This window comes from Streptosporangium sp. NPDC023963 (assembly GCF_040639135.1).
Taxonomy (GTDB): Bacteria; Actinomycetota; Actinomycetes; order Streptosporangiales; family Streptosporangiaceae; genus Streptosporangium.
In genome coordinates this window covers 180712-197827 of the sequence record NZ_JBEZZK010000001.1, presented here as the reverse complement: position 1 = coordinate 197827, position 17116 = coordinate 180712, and the positions used below count along the sequence as shown (strand labels likewise).

At 70.5% G+C, this 17116-nt stretch carries 16 protein-coding genes; 6 read left to right on the top strand and 10 right to left on the bottom strand.

The window, feature by feature from the left end; genetic code table 11:
- Window positions 1-9: 9 nt before the first annotated feature.
- On the bottom strand, window positions 10-1164 hold the full coding sequence (locus tag AB0F88_RS00820; RefSeq protein WP_362675904.1) for a hypothetical protein: 1155 nt from the start codon (window positions 1162-1164) through the stop codon (window positions 10-12).
- A 925-nt stretch (window positions 1165-2089) separates the two neighbouring features.
- Between AB0F88_RS00820 and AB0F88_RS00815 the strand changes: the two genes are divergently transcribed.
- Both AB0F88_RS00815 and AB0F88_RS00810 read left to right on the top strand, forming a co-directional pair.
- Window positions 2090-2539 (top strand): hypothetical protein, encoded by a 450-nt coding sequence (locus AB0F88_RS00815; RefSeq protein ID WP_362675901.1) that lies wholly within the window; start codon window positions 2090-2092, stop codon window positions 2537-2539.
- A gap of 476 nt (window positions 2540-3015) precedes the next feature.
- Window positions 3016-3162, top strand: a complete 147-nt coding sequence (locus tag AB0F88_RS00810; RefSeq protein ID WP_362675898.1) for a DUF305 domain-containing protein — start codon at window positions 3016-3018, stop codon at window positions 3160-3162.
- 9 nt (window positions 3163-3171) lie between these two features.
- Here the strand turns inward: AB0F88_RS00810 and AB0F88_RS00805 are convergent, their stop codons facing one another.
- The 9 genes from AB0F88_RS00805 to AB0F88_RS00765 form a co-directional block, all read right to left on the bottom strand.
- Window positions 3172-4212 carry a thiopeptide maturation pyridine synthase gene (locus AB0F88_RS00805; RefSeq protein ID WP_362675895.1) on the bottom strand — a complete coding sequence of 347 codons (1041 nt, stop codon included), beginning with the start codon at window positions 4210-4212 and terminating at the stop codon, window positions 3172-3174.
- Window positions 4213-4217: 5 nt separating this feature from the next.
- Window positions 4218-5057 carry a lantibiotic dehydratase C-terminal domain-containing protein gene (locus tag AB0F88_RS00800; RefSeq protein ID WP_362675892.1) on the bottom strand — a complete coding sequence of 280 codons (840 nt, stop codon included), beginning with the start codon at window positions 5055-5057 and terminating at the stop codon, window positions 4218-4220.
- Window positions 5054-7240, bottom strand: coding sequence for a lantibiotic dehydratase (locus tag AB0F88_RS00795; protein ID WP_362675889.1), 2187 nt, complete (start codon window positions 7238-7240; stop codon window positions 5054-5056). Before AB0F88_RS00795 ends, AB0F88_RS00800 begins: the two co-directional genes overlap by 4 nt.
- 69 nt (window positions 7241-7309) lie before the next feature.
- On the bottom strand, window positions 7310-7483 hold the full coding sequence (locus AB0F88_RS00790; protein WP_156046007.1) for a hypothetical protein: 174 nt from the start codon (window positions 7481-7483) through the stop codon (window positions 7310-7312).
- Between the two features lie 18 nt (window positions 7484-7501).
- A complete protein-coding gene (locus AB0F88_RS00785; RefSeq protein WP_362675885.1) occupies window positions 7502-8830 on the bottom strand; it encodes a hypothetical protein in 1329 nt (442 codons plus the stop codon).
- An 8-nt stretch (window positions 8831-8838) separates the two neighbouring features.
- Window positions 8839-10659, bottom strand: a complete 1821-nt coding sequence (locus AB0F88_RS00780; RefSeq protein ID WP_362675883.1) for a TOMM precursor leader peptide-binding protein — start codon at window positions 10657-10659, stop codon at window positions 8839-8841.
- Window positions 10656-12158 carry a hypothetical protein gene (locus tag AB0F88_RS00775; protein WP_362675880.1) on the bottom strand — a complete coding sequence of 501 codons (1503 nt, stop codon included), beginning with the start codon at window positions 12156-12158 and terminating at the stop codon, window positions 10656-10658. Before AB0F88_RS00775 ends, AB0F88_RS00780 begins: the two co-directional genes overlap by 4 nt.
- Window positions 12159-12216: 58 nt before the next feature.
- Window positions 12217-12522: a sulfotransferase gene (locus tag AB0F88_RS00770; protein WP_362675877.1), complete on the bottom strand. Its 306-nt coding sequence runs from the start codon at window positions 12520-12522 to the stop codon at window positions 12217-12219.
- A gap of 18 nt (window positions 12523-12540) precedes the next feature.
- On the bottom strand, window positions 12541-13443 hold the full coding sequence (locus tag AB0F88_RS00765) for a phosphotransferase (RefSeq protein ID WP_362675874.1): 903 nt from the start codon (window positions 13441-13443) through the stop codon (window positions 12541-12543).
- Window positions 13444-13930: 487 nt separating this feature from the next.
- Between AB0F88_RS00765 and AB0F88_RS00760 the strand changes: the two genes are divergently transcribed.
- The 4 genes from AB0F88_RS00760 (at window position 13931) to AB0F88_RS00745 (ending at window position 17062) form a co-directional block, all read left to right on the top strand.
- The gene (locus AB0F88_RS00760; RefSeq protein WP_362675871.1) at window positions 13931-14308 is read left to right on the top strand and encodes a hypothetical protein; all 378 of its coding nucleotides are present in this window, start codon (window positions 13931-13933) and stop codon (window positions 14306-14308) included.
- A 374-nt stretch (window positions 14309-14682) separates the two neighbouring features.
- Window positions 14683-15009: a hypothetical protein gene (locus tag AB0F88_RS00755; RefSeq protein ID WP_362675868.1), complete on the top strand. Its 327-nt coding sequence runs from the start codon at window positions 14683-14685 to the stop codon at window positions 15007-15009.
- A 119-nt stretch (window positions 15010-15128) separates the two neighbouring features.
- Window positions 15129-15434: a TraR/DksA C4-type zinc finger protein gene (locus AB0F88_RS00750; RefSeq protein ID WP_362675865.1), complete on the top strand. Its 306-nt coding sequence runs from the start codon at window positions 15129-15131 to the stop codon at window positions 15432-15434.
- Between the two features lie 53 nt (window positions 15435-15487).
- Window positions 15488-17062 (top strand): helix-turn-helix domain-containing protein, encoded by a 1575-nt coding sequence (locus AB0F88_RS00745; RefSeq protein ID WP_362675863.1) that lies wholly within the window; start codon window positions 15488-15490, stop codon window positions 17060-17062.
- The last annotated feature ends 54 nt before the right edge of the window (window positions 17063-17116 follow it).

Below are 17116 nucleotides of genomic sequence, written 5' to 3'. Positions count from 1 at the left end.
GACGGAGGTTCAACAGTCGCTGGACAGGTGGTTCCACAGCGTTAGGTCTGCGTTTTGGACCCGAGCACCACGTAGCGGAGAGTCTGCGGGAATGTCCTCGAAGCGAATGTAGCTACGCCAATAAACCGATCCGCTGTTCGACTTGCCCGCCAGGATCCTGTCTATATTGAAGTTGTACCAGCTGTCGTTGTATTCGGCATTGTTGATGAACGTGTCCTCGACATAGGACGCCTCCCACCAGTCCGTGTCCACTGCGCTGATTGTGACTGGGTATGTGACGGACGGGTCGGAGAGGAACGCCTGATCCGGAGCAAAGGTTATGACGGCCTGTTGCCCTGCCTGCTTCACCGACAAGCCGGCCCTACCTACCTTGCCGGCATCGGGATCACTTGCGGGGTTGACTGCGACCGCGTCCTGAATTAATGCGGGGGGGACGGTGATCTTCTCGGTTTTTGTTCCCTTACCCCTTGTCAGTGTCAATGAGCCCGATGTCTTGCTGTTCTGCAGCGAGAACCCAATGGGTAACTGAAGGGGGACCTGTAGCGATAGAGGTCCGGTAGGGTGTTCTCTTATCAAGATCTGCTGAGAGAATCCAGTGGGGGTGGATTTGACAACCAGATCGATGTTGCGGCCGAATACCGAAGGATATTCGGCCTGACTTCCAGTTATTTTTGGGGTGGGCAACTCGGCCAGAGCGAAGACGGCGCCTTTCTGTCCGGGTGTCGCGCGTTTGTCAGCCGGTCCCAGTAGTTGTTTGCTCTTGCCGTTGGATAAAACCAGTCCTGATGTGGTGGAGCGGGGTCTGACAACCCCATTTTCGGATATAAGGGATGTGTCCACCGGATGCCACGTGCCATCCTTCTTTAATCGGATTGGCCGGGCGTGCATTTCGGTGCGAAGGGTTTTTCCATCGGGATTGGCATACGTGGTCGAGGTTTCAGTCCGTAGGCTCTCGATTTCGGCCCGTTTGTTCTGCTGCTTGGCCTCCATCTTGGAACCAACTATTGGATCGGCCGCCCGATGAGAAGGAGGATTTGTTTCCGACGGAGTTGGTTTGGCCAGCGCGGGAGCTGTCAGAAGCGATGCGGCCACTGTGAGGGCCACGAGGGAGGCGGTGCGGCGATAAGAAAGCCATGCTCCGCTGTTCTCCAGTTGTCTTGTCACTAACACCTTCCTGTTAGTCACGGAGTAATCAGACATGATCGTGACATAAGCGCGCCATAGCGGTCAAGAAGGAAGATCCCCTCGATTCGAGGAGGAAACACAGAGTAACTACCCTTGCTCCTGGCTCATCTCGGAGCAGCGGTAAGCTAACTTCAGGTTTTTAGCCTGGTGAGCCCTTATGGGTAAGTGATCGTCACGACTGGTAAGGGAGTTCAGATGGTTTGGGCGGTGCTCCACACGGAGAAGAGTGAACATCGCGGTGACGATCTCGGTGATGCGCTTGAGGGAAAACTCGCTCGGTGTAGCGCTTTGAACATGGTCTTGAGCAGGGAGTTCGCACGTTCAAACGCTATGGATGCTCTGGATGACCGCGTTGGAGGTCCGCTGAACTTCAGTGAGCTCACCACCTTTGGGCTTCTGACCGGATGTCGAAATCCTGCCCTGGCCTTCTTTGCCCCAAGTCCACCGGGGGAGTGGCCCGCTGGCGGCGACCTCGCTCAACACGGTCAGCAGGTTATGAACCCGATCACGGATTACGTCGTGCTTACGGCTGGGCCGTAACGGCGAAATTCCGATGGACCTTCGTCCGAAACCTGCAGCCCTTGGCGGTCGACCTTCGTTTCGCAAATTTGTTGCCACCAAAGGCTTTTGCTGCTCAGAAAAATCGAGGGCATCGCTCGCGACGGCGGTATCAACTCGATGGCAGATACGCTCAGCAAAAACAATTTACTGATAAACGTTCGCCAAGGACACATGGCGTCCGTACACAGTGGCAAGCAGTGTGAAACAACGGTCGCTTTTTTGTAGATCAGAAGCCATGTCGCCGGTTCCGGGGCAGGTCACGATCCTGTGAAATTAGAATCCGGCCCGCCGGCCAACCTTCATGAACCGTGACATTGACTGCTTCGCGAAGTATGGTCCAAACATGACCTATGCATCGAGTAAGCAGCAGGCCAATCTCAGGGCCGTGTTCTGCGTCGCCGCTGAGATCTGCCACCGCGGTGCATGGGCAGATGTAGTCATCAAGCCTCCTTCCCTTGTCATGGCAGGACGGGAGAAGGGCCAGCTTAAGGTCGCTATCCGCGTGAACATGAGACGGAGTGGGGACTGGCAGCCTGGTCTGCCGAAGGACAGTGATCCCAAAGCGGATTTCCGCATCCTCGTTGATACGGAAGGGGACAAGATTCCTGACGACGGCGACTACTACATCGTCTCTGAAACGGAGTTCAGGCGCTGGGTGCTCGACGATCACGAGCGGAATACCCGTCCCTATGGTGGACAGCGAGCCCTGGGCGGTAACTCCAACCACAAGAGGGTGACGATCTCGGACGCTCGTAAGCTGGACCGGGGGTGGGATGCTTTGGGGATCTTCTGACCGGTCAAGAGTCTACGAGGCTGATCGTCGCTGACGAGTGCGGCGGCCAACCGGGTCAAGCGGGCCAGTTTGGGAAGCCAACGCCTTCAAACCGGCTCCGACTGCCTCCGACCTTCCCGGAGGTTTTCCCAGGTAGAAGGCTCCCCGTTCGATGTCCTCAGATCTCCCCGGACACCCAACTCGTGGCTGGGGGTCAAGGGGTCGCAGGTTCAAATCCTGTCGTCCCGACCAGGTTTTTGCTGGTCGGCAGGGGTTTCGGAGGTTATCCGAGGCCCCTTTGCCGGTCTTCGGGAGCCAAACGGGGAACCAGAGGGTTACGCGGATGTCCTGCGCTTCTTGAAGATCTTGTTCATGGCCTGGACGTCCTTTGGTGAGGGCGGGCCCGATCTCGTGTCGGTAGACGTGCACGCCCGGCGACGACCGGCGCCCCGTGGTCGCCGGTTCGGGCCCGCCGGTCGTGTCGCCTCCTGACGGTGATGATCCGCCACCACGAGGGCGCGATCACGATGGCGGGCGAACAGCCCAAGGGCGGCCGCGGCCGGCTGATGCGCACCCTGGCCACCGGCATCGTCACGGGGCAGCGGATCGAGGCCGGCCGCATGAAGGGCCTGCCGGCCGGGTGATCCGTCCCGCTAGCCGGAGGCGTAGCGGCGCATCGACTCCAGGCCGGAGACGCCGTAGACCTCCTCGACCGCGTTCGCGAGCAGGTGGCAGGTGCGGAAGCGGTCGAGCGGGGTCAGGCCGAGCCTCGTCAGGTGCAGGTAGGTGTAGTTGAGCACCACCCGGTAGCGCAGGAAGTCGGGGCGGGCGAACATGTCGCGGCGGTAGCCGGGGGTGCCGAACATCAGGGTGTGCAGTTCGCCCCTCGTCTCGGCCGGGGTGTCGTCCATGGCCGGCAGCAGGTGCACCACGCGGTCGGCCCTCGCGCGGTAGGTCTCCACGAGCGCCGCCCACTCCCGGACGAACGGGCTGTCCCCGCCTGCGTCGATGGTGTCCACGACCTGCCTGACCCGTTGGGTGAGCAGGGCGCGGCGGGAGCCGTACACCTCGTCGAAGGAGCGCCGCGCGGCCTCGGGATCCCTGGACCACGTGAGGTAGCCCTCGGCGTGCACCCGGAACGACAGGTAGCTGCGCTCGATCGGGTGGGAGGTGTGCGCGACCGTCAGGAGCAGGGCCATGGCCAGGTCCGACTTGGTGTCGCGGCCGTCGCGGCAGTGGTCGAGCATCGCGAACAGGAGCGGGGTGCTGTCGCTGTAGAACGCGGTGAGCAGGTCGACGCCCTCGTCGCCGCCCAGGACGTGGCGGCGGTCGTCGAACGGGAACTCGACGATCGAGTTGTCGGCGGGCCACGGGGTGAGCGGGCCGTGTTCCTGCTCGCGCGCGGCCATGAGGCGGTGCCGCGCCAGGCTCTCGGCCTGGTCCACCACGTACGTAGACGGGTGGTCGCGCAACCATCCGCCGACGACCGTGCCGACGCGGGGACGCACCACCTCCTCCCACGTCCGCCGGTCGGTCTTCACGTTGATGCGCAGGTGGGGGCCCTGCCGCCAGTGGCGCACCACGTACGCCGCCTCGACGTGGTCGCGGATGTCGGCCAGCAGGGGCCGGACGGCGTCGAGGAGCAGGGGGTCCTTGTCCGGCTCGTGGTAGAAGACGTGGACGCTGTGCCACATGGCGGTCACCTCCGCAGCGCGGCCAGCGCGCGGGCCGCGAGAGTCGAGATGTGCGATTCCGGGCCGGGGCGCAGGCCGATCCGGTTGTGGAACAGGTGGGCGCAGCGCAGCAGCACGCGGGCCCGTTGTGCGTCGTCGCCGATGACGGCCAGGTGGGCGTGGGCGGAGCCCGCGTCGCCGGTCGTCGCAGGGAGGTTCGCGGCCAGGTCGTTGATCGAGGCGGCCCAGGCGCCGAGCAGGCCGGGGCCTTCCTTCAGGTGCCAGAGGCGTTCGGTCTGGGTGACCAGCGCGGCAGGGAGGTCGCCGAGGTCGCCGGGGTCGTGCGGGGGCAGGCGGCGGGCCGCTTCGGCGAGGTCGGGCTGGCAGGCGGCCATCGTCAGCGTGAGCACGGCGAGGCCGACGGCACTCCTGCGTTCCATCGCGGGCGCGCCGTGGAGGACGTCGAGCGCGAGGGAGCTGGAGATGCCGAAATGTCGTTCGACGGCGGGCATGTTTCCGTAGACGCGCTCTTCCGGCTCGTACGGGATGAACACCACGCTGCCGGCCGGGTGGAGGGCCGGGTCGTAACTCTCGCGGCGTTCCCCTTCCGCGAGCACGGCCGCCAGCCGCCGGTAGGCCGGGGCGTCGACGGCGGGCGACGGGTGGTCGGCGAACCACCGGGCGGCCCGGGCCCTGATCTCGTCGCGGGGCACCCCTTTCAGGCGCAGCCGCACGTGGGGCCCCGACTCCCAGTAGCGCAGGTAGAAGCAGGCCTTCGCCGACCGGGCCAGCGGGGTGACGACGTCGCGGATCAGGTCGTCGAGGTCGCCGGTGTGGAACAGGTGGGCGCTCTGCCAGGGGGTCACGGGGCGCTCACCTGGATGACGTACTCGGTGACGCGCGGACCGCCGGGGTAGACGGGGGCGTCCTCGGGGGTGGGCAGGGTCTCCTCTATGACCATCAGGGCGTCGGGGTTCCCGGCCGCGTGGCGCAGGCCGTCGAGCAGGAAGGGGTCGGTGACGTCGACGTACATGGGCTTGCGGTGTTTGCCGAGCAGGCCCGCGAGCAGGCCGTCGCGCAGGTCCAGGACCCGGGCGAAGAAACGCCGCGGCATGCCGTGGTCGCGCAACCACGACGCCAGCGCGGGCGGGCCGCCCGAGGGGAAGTCGGCGGCGCGCAGCCGCCAGCACTCGCGGGCCAGCGTGACCACGCCCAGGTCGAGGCGGGGCAGGTGGTCGATCCGGCCGCGCGGCGGCACCGGGCCGGGGCGCAACACCCAGCCGGGCACCATCGCGACCGACGGTTCGCCGAAGACCCTGACCAGGAACTGCAACCACGGTGGCAACCAGTGCTGGGCGGTCATGCCCAGGTGCATCGGGCGCACCTTGCCGCCGTCGGCCCACAACGCCAGCCGGGAACCGTCGAGCCGCACCGTCAACGCCGAGGGGTGCAGACCTCCACCCGTGGTGTACGGGTAGTCGATCGTCACATCGGCCGTGGCGGTGCGGAGGTTCAGGCCGCTGCCGAGGGCGCCCGTGACCTCGGCGATCCTGGTGTCGCGTTGCGGGGCCCGCAACGCCGACGCGTCCGGGGCGTGGCCGATCCGGCGCAGCTGGTGGTGGAGACGGGACAGTCCCTTCCCGTAACCGGCGGTGACGGTGTTGACGACCAGGCGGCCCTCCGGGAGCGCCTGGGCGTAGACGCAGATCGAACCCGGGGCGCGGAACCGGTCGTCGTCGGGGGGCTCGCCGGTCCGCAGGAAACGTTCGCGCAGGTCCGCGTGGCCGGGACCGGCCGCGAAGGGATCGCGGACCAGATCGCGCAGCGGGCCCGGGTCACTGTGGACGGCGCGGTAGAAGCTCATGACGGGGACGGCGGCGCCGGGGCCGTACCGGCGCAGGAAGAAGTCGGCGGCGGCCAGTTTCACCGGGAGATCGCCGTCGAACAGGGCCAGCCCCTTCCGCAGCCGGTTCAGGTCGTCGAGCGCCGGGCGCCACGCCTCCCGGCCGCACCGGCCCGCGTCGCCGGGGATGACGGCGTTGTGCCAGAACAGGTTCCGCTCCGGGATCTCCCTCGGGGCGAGCAGGTCGCGGATCACCTTCGCGTCCTCCTCGACGCCCAGCTTGGTCAGCGGGTCGTCGTCGTGTTCGCCGTACGGCGGCACGAGCTCCACCAGCCCGATGTCGGCCAGCGCCCTGGCCGGTTCCGCGAGCGCCGCCTTCACCGGCTCGGTCGCGGGCACGCTGAGCAGCGGTTCCGCCGCGGTCGGGCCGAGGAACCAGATGCGGCCGTCCTCCTCGAACGCGGTCGGGTTCACCCGCGTCTCCGCGGCCTCCGCGTGCCGCGACAACGTCATCCAGAGCGGGCGCAACACGGCGCGGTCGAGGTCGACGACCTCCCGCCACGTCAGGTCGGCGGGCGGGGCGGCCATGGGGCCGTCGTCGGTCCAGGTGCCGAAACCGCTCCACGCGAACGTCGCGTAGGGGCTGGTCTTCATGGTGGCGCGGGCCAGGTAGCGGGCCAGTTTGACCGCCTCCTGGCGCGAGGGGGACGTGCGCGCGGCCAGGATCGGGCTGCCGAGCGCGAGCCCCCGGCGGAAGGTCGCGTCCTCGGCCAGCACGCGCAGGAGCTCGGCCTTCTCCCGCCGTTCGGCCTCGTGGACGGCGGGCAGGCCGGCCGCCAGCGTGTCGTGGAGGTCCTTGAGGGCAATCCAGGCGAGGACCCGTACCCGCAGCTCCTCGGGGAGGGCGGCGAGCACCTGCGGCGCGGTCGCCCGCCGGTCCGGGCGGCGGCCCCGGAAGAGGTCGCGGCGCAGCGCCACCAGGACCGGCTTGAACACGCCCGCGCCGATCACCTCGTGCAGGGGGCCGGACATCGCCCGGCCCTCGTCCGCCAGCGTGCGGGCGACCTCGAGCAGCTCGTCGACGAGTCTCCACGTGCGCTCGCACCGCAGCCGCCGCAACCCGTCGGCGGGCAGCCCGGCCACCCGGATGGCGAAGATGGGCGCCACGACGTAATCTCGGTCGGCGGGCTGAGCTGTTCGCGACAAGGACACTCCTTCATCCCGTGGCCGAGGGCGCCCGTGCCGTGGGCGCCCTCGGCGTTTGGCGGGGACCTGCTACGCCTCCGGCGCCCAGCAGCTGTTCGCCTGCATGTACGACGAGCAGTAGCCCATCGCCGACGAGGCGCCCGTCTCGATGGCGCCGTGGCCCTCCATCACGATCGAGTCGGCCGACAGGACGTCGATCGCCTCGACCTCCAGGCCGGACAGGTCAAGGGGGAGCTTGTCCATGACGTTTCTCCTTCTCTTTCACTGATCGGTGTGTTGCGGACGTGCCTTCGGACCTCCTTCCTGCGGATCGGGGAACCGGAGGACCAGGTCTGGTCCCCGGGACCTGGGGACGCCGACGAGCAGGGACGACAGGCTCCGCGCCGGGCCCGTCAGGCCCAGGACGCGGTCCGTCGCCTCGTCGGCGCCGTCGGAGTGGATGCGGGAGGTGAGACCCAGCGCGGCGGCGGCCAGCGTCGCCCGCTGCAGCGACGCGCCGGTCTCCACGAGCTGGTCACGGTGGTCGCGCGCGGTGCCCGCCAGGGGGTCGCCCACGGGGACGATCACCGCGGCGGCCGTCTTCAGGGCCTCCCGGGTGTTCGCCACGAGGGGGGCCGCGCCCAGCTCCTCCAGCGGTGCGGCGCGGATCCGCCGGAGGTCGCCGTCGTAGTGGTAGGCGGCCCTCGGGAGGCCGTCGACGCGCAGGGCCAGCAGGTAGAGGTCCAGGCCGGGGCAGACGGCCGGGCCGGCTATCGCGACGATCTCCGTCAGCGGGACGGGCGCCGGGCGGAAACCGTCGACGGGGGAGTGACGTGCGCGCAGACCGTCGCGGAGATCCACCACTTCGGCCGGAATCCGGATGCCCCGTGCCGGTGGGTTCGGACGCCTCGCCCCCGAGGTGGCGTCCGCGGCCCGGTGCAGGTCGCGGGCCGCGCCCGGAGGAAACGGCCGGGGGAGAGGCCGGGTCTCCCGCGGCAGGTCGCCGGAGTTCCGCGGGGCGTCGGCGGGCTCCGGCGGAAGGACCCGTTCGTACGGCTCCACGTGCAGGACGGCCAGAAGGGATTCGCGAGATTCGTCCAGACCGAGGAGGGCGTCGCCGGCGTCGCCGGGGGTGACGGTCAGGCCCAGGGTGGCGGCGACCACCTCCGCCTGGGTGCGCAGGACGCCGATCTCCTGGCAGATCAGGCGGTAGGCGTAGTCGCCGTACTTGAACATGGAACGCCAGAAGACCGCCGTCAGGCAGATCCGCGCCGGGCCGTGGTCACCCGTGCGCAGCACCTCCAGGACCTCGTGGACCGGGTCGTAGTGGAACAATCCATCCGGGCAGGCGACATAGGCCTCGATCGGGTACAGGCCGCCCCCGGAGGGCGCCGGACGGCCCGGGATCGCCATCGGGCCCGCGTCCGTGTGCCGCCAGATCACGCGGGTGATGCCGAGCATGCCCCGGAGCAGCGCGCCCAGCGGGTGCCGTGGTTCGGCCCATTCGGCCGACGGATAGCGTTTGTGCCGGAGCGGCGCCAGGTCCCACCGGATGTCGAGCGGCCCGCGATCCGCCATCGCCGCCACGTAACGCGCTGCCGCGTCCGTCATCGCGCGCCTCACGGGAACGGGTGCGGATGGGGGCTGAGATCGCCCACCGCGAGGTCGCGGTCGAGGTAGCCGATCGCGCGGCCCCGCGTCAGCAGGCGGGGGAGGCCGTGCACCCGCCGGTGGTGGTGGCCGAACGTCATCGGCACCGCCCCCGGCACGATCACCTTCGCGCAGGCGAATCCGCCCGCCGCCGCCTCGGGCGAGGTGGTGTCGACGGCGATCACGTCCATGCCGCTGGCCAGGAACCGGGCCACCAGGTCACGCAGGTCGTCGGCCAGGTCGTCGTGGGCCGGCCACTGCGGCAGCTCGCCGACCGTCAGCTCGGCGCCGTCCGACAGGAACTCCAGCCGCTCGTACGCCTTCGGGTGCCCGTACACCATCGGGTGGTGTTCCAGCAGGCGCACCTCGCCGGGGTCGGCCACCAGCCGGGCCGCCTCGCTCTCGTCGTAACGGGCGACGTGATTGGCGAGCATCGGGCCCAGCTCGTCCAGGGCCCGGCGCAGGGCCCGTTCGGGGTCGAGGTGGGCAGCGCCGCCGCACATCGCCTTCGGCCGGTCCGGCCGCCCCGACCGGTCGACGGCGGTGACCCAGAAGACCGGCAGTCCCTGTTCGAGGGTGACCACATGGGCGTGGACGTCGTAGCCGAGCCGGTCACCGATCCGCTGGGCGGTCATCGGGACGCGCCGGTCGCGCGCCGAACGCAGGTCGACCCGGGGGAGCGGGAGGCGGGCGTACCAGGTGGTCAGGAAGGCGTCCCGTTCGGCGACCTCCAGCAGGCCGTAGAGGATCGCCTCCGCGAGCGACCCGCCGAGGGCGCAGCCGTTGGAACACTCGTAGGCGAAGCCCCGGTCGGGCCGGGGGCCGAAGTAGGCGAACGTCTCCGGCACCAGCACCGGCCCGCCCCGCTGGAACGAGTGGCCCCAGACCCAGGCGGTCTCCCGCGCCGGGTCGAACCGGGTGAACCAGAAACCAGGCCGGTCGTACCAGTCGTCGGGATACAACCCCAGGTGGCGCGGGTCGAGCGCCTGGTCGGCGATGTCGTCGAACGCGGCCCTGACGGTGGTCCGGCGCCCGCGCGGCGAGAACCCGGCCAGCCGTTCGAGTGCCTCGGCGACGGCGGTCGCCTTCGCGGCGGGCACGTCCTCGCACCGCCCGAACCCGTGGTGGCTCTCGTGGGCGGCCCGCGCGGGGTTCAGCCGCGCCACGGCGACCGCGCCGTCCCGCGCGTCGGCGGCCACCGAGCGCACGACGCCCGTCTCCGGGTCGACGTAGCGGCGTTCCAGGTCGGCGAGGTCGAGGGTGGCGACCCGGAAACCCGACACCTTCGGCTGCGGTGTGAAGACGAACGGGCGCGGCCCGTCGGGCGGCCGGTCGCCGCAGACCTCGCAGAACGGGTCGGGCAGGAACGGGTGGCGTTCCAGCGCGCCGGTCCGGACCGGCATCCGGAGCATCGCGCCGCTCGTCAGCGCGGCCGACGGGTCGGCCAGCAGGTTCTCGACCTCTTCGGCCACCAGTTCGCCGACCGTCCCGGCCACGAGGGAGGTGAGGAGGGCGGGGCGGTCGCGCAGACGTACCTGGAAGTGCTCCCGGTTCCCGGCGCGCCGCCGCTCCACACAGGTGGGACAGCCCGGCCTGCCGGGGAAGGCGGTGGGACCGATCACGACATGTCCTGCTTCGGTGTGCACGGGCAACCACGGCACCCCGTAACGCCGTCGCCCGACGTCGTCGCCGTCGCTGGCGACCACGACGACCCCGGCGACCCCGCCCGGCCGCACCCGCGCCCTGATCGCCTCGAAGAGCCGCCCCGACCCCACCACGTCGGCGATCACGACGTCACCCGCGCCACGAACGCCGGCCCGTCGACGGGCAACGAGACGGCGGTTCCGCCGATCGGATGTCCCTCGCTCGCCCACCGCACGGGCGGTTCGAGGCCGGTCTGCGCCCGCAGCAACACCCGCTCCAGCCCGTCGTGCAACCCGAGCGACACGATCGGCGGGCGGTCCGGCACCTCGAACCGCAACACCGCCGACCCCGGGATCTCCCGGACGACCGGCACCTCACCGGACGCCATGACCTGCCGCCAGAGCGGCCCGTCCTGCGGCACGGGCACCTCGCCTCCCGCCTCCACCAGTGCCGCCCCGGCTTCGAGCCGCTGCCGGTGGGCCGCGGAGACGGCGTCCTCCCAGGTCAGCCCCGCACCGACGAAACCGTCGCCGGAGTCCGCCGCGAACACCGCCAGCAGACACCGCAACCGCGCCGTGTCGTGATCCGCGCCCCACCCGACGACCTCGCCGTCACCGACCAGCGCCCGCACGACGGAGAGCGGCCCCTGCGGATAGGCACCCTCGTCGAGCACCGCGATCACCCCCATCCGGGGGTCCACCAGATCACGGCAGAGCGCGAAGAACCGGTCCCGAGCGCCCGCATCGCTCGAGGCATCGTGCCCGCCGAATCCCGCCGTACCTGGAAGCTCCGGGCTCCCATCGCCGACGTTACGGTCCCCCCCGCCCGCCGGTATCCGCGACGCGCGGGTGGCTCCGGACACCTCCGCCGGGTCCCGGCGCAGCCCCGCGAAACGGTGGATCGTGCTGTCCAAGCTGCGCAGGTCAACGCGTGTGAACGCGCGTCGCGCCTCCGTGATCCCCGTCACCGCAGAGAAGACTCCCAGGGCCACCTGGGACGCCAGCACGCGGGGGACCGCGCCGCGCAACCAGTCGCCCCGCGTCCCCTCGCGGAGGGACAACCGCCTCCACCCGGTGGCCGCGTCGGTCTCCCCGGGCGGTCCCGCGGAGGTCAGCCAGGCCTCGTCGTCGCAGATCAGCACCTGTGCGAGCACCGCGTCGGCGGGGCAGGCGAGCGCCCCGGCCAGAAGTTCCTCCCGGGAGGTGCTGACCTGCACCAGAACGTCCCCGCCCGAGGCCACCACCTCGCGCCAGCCCACCGACCGGAGACACTTGACCAGCGCCGGGACCAGCACCCCGGTCCCCGTCACGCGCAGCGCCGAGTTCCGCACCCGGGCGAACCGCCCCGGGTGCCCGGCGAACGCGATCTCGGCCGCGTAGGTCTCCAGCTCCTCGGCGGACAACCCGTGAGCCTGAGCCCCGGTGTCGTCGACGACGAACCGCAGGTCGGCCAGCCGTCCGACCAGGCCGGTGACCAGGTCGCGCTGGGCCTCGGGCAGGCCCGAGGTCAGCTCGCCCAGGGTCAGGGCCCCGTCGAGGCGTGGAGCCAGCCGTTCCAGCAGGGCCAGCGCGTGGGGTCCGCGCAGTGTGGCCGCCCCGTGATCCCCGTGAACATGAACCCCCCCGGGGAACTCGACCCACCGCACGTCAGCGCGTAATCGGGGCCGAAACATCTCCACATTTAGTGGGAGCGCTCCCATGGGCTCAGAATACCGGCGACCGATTTACCTCGCAAGGCCTATGTTTCAGGCGTATGACATTTCCTCGACCCCGGATGATTAGCTTCAACGGCCGACGTGGCATTTTCCGGTGAAACGCGGCCCCTTCATTCGCCTGAGGAAATGGCATATCCGGAATCGGCACGCCCAGGAATTGACAGGGCGGCTCCCACCCGTCCTCGCCCCTGAACGAGGGCAGCCTTTCCGCCGGAATGGTCGCCCGCGCCTTCTCGACGTGGGCGCGGAACACCTCCAGGCAGTGGTCGCGGTCCTCCGGTCGCCCGCCGAACACCCGGTCGGCGATCTTGGCTCAGCCCGGCGCGTCCATCAGGGCGGTGACATAGGCATCCAGCCGCTCCTCCACCGCTCGCGTCGTCAGCTCTGTCCTCCCCGCTTCCCGCCACGGCCGCGCCACCGACTGCAATTCCTCCGAGAACGCCGGCCCTTCCCGGACCTGCCAGTACAACCGCTCGCTCGCGGCTGCGGCCAGCAGCCCGCCGGCCTCCTGATACGCCTCGGCGAACCGCAGGCCCCACGCGGGGCCGTGCAGCAGCGCGAGATTGACGGAGCAGTGCGCCACATCAAGATCCGCCGGGCCCCAGGAGGTGGCCGCCCAGTCGACGACGCCGGTGATCCGGGCACCCGCCGGCTGCGAGGGCGGCACGTCGAACAGCACGTTGCCGGGCTGGAAGTCCCGGTGCAGGAATCGCCCTTCATAGGGCGGGACGGGCCTGCGGATCACGTCGATCGCCGCGGCCCATGCCGCCGCGTCCGCGCCCTTGGGAATCACGACGGTGTCGGCGGTCGTCAACGCCGCATACTTCCGGGGCCGCTCGGCGGGCCGCAACGCGTGGATCGCCACGAGTTGACGGGCCAGCAGAGGGACGCGCGCTTCCAATCCCTCATCATCGAGGACCGCCCGGCCCGCCAGATGTGTCATGAGGAGCGACGGATGCTCGCAGTGCGCGGCGGTCGGATCGACCGCGACCAGTCCGGGAGCCGGCACGCCGGTCCCCGGGAGCATGGTCAGGGCGCCTGTCTCCCTGTCCAGCCAGTCCTCGGCGTGCTCCACGTTGACGAAAGTCCGTAGCACCAGGTCACGGGTGCCTCCGTCCCGCGCGCCGATGGTCAGCCTCCGCATTTCGGCAGTGATGCCACCGTGCAGTGCCTCGGCTCCGACGATCCGCTCGCCGGCCTCCAGGTGCCGGCTCACCCAGGCCAGTGTCAACGGTCGGACGGCCGCCACCTCAGCATGGTCGGTCACCGTGCCACCTCATCATCCGGGTGGCGGCACGCGCGACGGCTTTACCGGACTCGAACATGGGCGAGTCCCGGTTTCCGAAGACAGGTTGCGTGCCGCCGCGCAGGTCCAGGACCGAACGTGGCGGTACGGTGACGGTGGGTAGCGGTGCGGTGAGGGAACGTCGCCACCGCGCCGGGAGGGCGCGTGACATGCCGGAAGGGCGCGTGGCATGCGGAAGGGCGCGTGACACGCCGGGAGAGCGCGTGGCATGCGGAAGGGCGCGTGACACGCCGGGAGGGCGCGTGGCATGAGAGCCCTCACGGGCTGCCGGAAGAAACGGGCTGCCGGAAGAGACGGCGGGTATCGGCGGCCACCGTTCCCGAGCCGTCACGGGTGCGCCCACCACCGGCGATGCCGTGAAATGCCTTTTCCGGTGGGGTGGGCTATGGTCGGCCCCATGACGGGACCGTGGAGAACTCCACAGGGGTCCATCGCGTTCGCCGGCGTGATGGGCCTGGTTCTGTTGTCCCTGGTGCTGGCCGGCGCTTCGTGCAAGGCGAGCTACGGCGGCCCGACGGTTGCGCAGAGTTCGACCTCCGGCCCGGCGTGGGAGCTCGGCGGATGGGACGCCGACCTTTCCAGCCTGCCGCCGCAGGCGGGCGGCGCCCGCGCGCACCACGTGCTGTCCCTGTGGCCGCCCATGCGCGGCGAACGCCACGGCGAATCCGCACATCTGGCGCTGCTGCCGTCGCCGGGCTCGGACGCGGACGCGCTGCGCGAGCCTCAGCAGCCGGCTCACCGCGCCACGGGATCGCGCAGCCCGCCGCTGACCTAGCCGACGTCTTCCCGTCGGGCTCCGCGGCCACGCGCGCTGCGGAGTCCGACAACGCGCACCCGACGCACCCCCGCGCCCGCATCCAGGTTTTCCCCTGGCGCCGGGCCGGGCATGCCGTCGCGCCCTGAAGACGTCATGCGATCGTCCCCTTGGCAGGGGAGGCGGCAGGCCGTCTTCGTCTGAAGCCCGCTCCTTTGTTCGAGCTGCTTTCGCCCTGCCATCTTTCCTACCGGCGTCAGCCAGGAGCCGATCATCGTCATGGCCGTTGTCGCATCAGTCCACGCCCGTTCGCGGCCGGAGCCTCCGCGCCGGCCCGCCGCCTGCCGGTCCGCCGCTCCTGCCGCGCGACCCCGCGCGGCAGAGGGGAGCACGAAATGAGTCCGACCCGTCGCTTGATGGCGCTCGACCTGGGAACCGCCCGTACCCGGTCGCTGACCGTGTGCGGGCCCACGATCGCCGACCGGCCCTCGAGCATCGTGAGGCGGTCGTCCACCTCCGGTGGGAGGGACGTGGTGCAGCCCATTCGGCACGGCATGGTGGCCGACCCGGATGCCTGCCTGCGGCTGCTGCGCCGGCTGCGCGCCGCCCTGCGGCTCCCGGTCAGCGCGGCGCCCCAGCCGCAGCACGCCACCGTCCGCGGCCTGATGCGGCTGTGCCTGCAGCCGGCCCTGGCGGCCGGCCTCGCCCCGTCCGCCCGCTGACGCGCTGCGACGCGAAGGAGACCCCGCGCGAGGCCTCCATCCCCGACACCTTCCTGATCAATCACGGAAAGGATCACATGATCATGGCCGACGGTCACACGACATCACATCTCAGTAGTGTGCAGCTCCAGTCTCTGCGCCAGGACCTGCGAGAGCAGCTGGAGCAGCGCAGCAGGCAGCTGCGCGGCCTGCGGGCCCAGGAACAGGACAGCAACGGCGCCGACGGCACCTGGCAGGAACTGGCCGTCTCGATCACCGCTGCCGAGCGCACCGTCGCGGAGCTGTCCCAGGCCTGCGACAGGCTGGCGGCCGACACCTACGGCCGCTGCGCCCACTGCCAGGGGCCCATCCCGTTCGAACGGCTCAAGGTCCGGCCGCTGGCACGCACCTGTATCGACTGCCAACGACGGCACGAGGCCGCCTGACACCATGAAAGGGGCGGAGCGGTCTGCCCCTCTTCGACCACCCGGAGCTGACCATGATCACATTGGACCGTCTGGTGAATGTGCTCGGCGGGTACGGCGTGCGGCTGTGCGGCCATCCTGAGGCGCGCTCGACCTGGCTGCGCAGCGTGGCGATACCGGACGCCACCGACCACCACGTCGCGGGAGACGTGCTCCTCGCCGTCGGAACCTCCTCACTCGCCGAGGCGGTCCGGTGGGCGGTCGCGGCCAAGGCCACGGCGGTCCTGGTACGCCCCGCCCGAACCGGCACCAGCGGCGAGAGCGGGAGCGGCGCGGACGCCGAGCGGGAGGCCGCCGCGATCGCCGGCCGGTACGGGGTGGCCGTGCTGCTGGCCGACCCCGCCGTCTCCTGGAGTCAGCTGGCCGGCGTGGTGTACGGGCTGGTGCTGGAGAGCCGCGAGACCGCCTCGGGACGCGGCCCCACCGACCTGTTCGCCCTGGCCGACAACCTGGCCGACGTCATCGGCGGTGCGGTGACCATCGAGGACCGGCACTCGCGGGTACTGGCCTACTCCCGCTCCCAGCAGGCGGGAGATCCGGCCCGGCTGGAGACCATCCTCGGACGGCGGGTCCCGGAACGGCTGCGCGAGCTGTTCCGGCAACAGGAGGTGTTCGCCCGCCTGGCGGCGACGGACGAGCCGGTGTTCGTCCCCGCCGATGCCGGGCACGGCCTGACCGGGCGGATGGCGGTGGCGGTGCGGGCCGGCCGCGAGCTGCTCGGTTCGGTGTGGGTCAGCTGCGCCGGCCCGCTGACGGGCGCCCACCGCCGCGCGCTGGCCGACGGCGCGCGCACCGTCGCCCTGCATCTGCTGCGCTCCCGGGCCAGCGCCGACCTGGAGCGGCAGGTGGAGTCCGACCTGGTCATCCGGTTGCTGGAGGGCAGCGCCGACGCCGCGACGGTGATCAGCCGGCTGGGCCTGGCCCCGCAGGCGATACGCGTCATCGCGGTCCGCGCGTACACCCCCGACGATCGCCACGCTGCGCTGCTGCTGGCCCTCGAGCAGGCCACCACCGGCTTCGGCTGGTCCCGGCCCGGGCGCAGCGCGCTGCTCGGCGACACCCTCTACACCATCCTGCCGGCCGAGCGGGCCGAGGCGGCCAGGCAGTGGATCGCGGCCCTGCACTCCGAACTGCCCGCCCGGGTGCGCGTCACGGCCGGGATCGGCGCACCCGCCGAGGCGGCGGACCTGGCCGCCGGCCGCCAGGAGGCCGACGAGTGCCTGGCGCTGCACGAGAGCGCCGAGCCCGGCGCCGTCCCGCCCGCCTACGACGAGTCCTGGGACGACATCCTGCTGCGACGGCTGCGCGCGGCCGCGCGAACCGGCCGGGCTCCGGCCCGCGGGCCGGTGAGCGCGCTGCTGCGGCACGACACCCGTCACGGCACGCGCTTCGTCGCCACGCTGCGGGCCTGGCTGGAGAGCCAGGGCGACCTCACCCTGGCCGCCGAGCGGCTCGCGGTGCATCCCAACACCGTCCGCAACCGGCTGCGCAAAATGGGCGAGCTCGGCCCGCTGGACCTGGACGACACCCGCCAGCGCCTGGCCATGACCATCATGCTGGCCGCCCTGGAGGACGAACCCCGCCGATGACCTGCCCAGGACCCGTCACCGTTCCCGGTGCCGGCGTTGTGCCGGATCCACAAC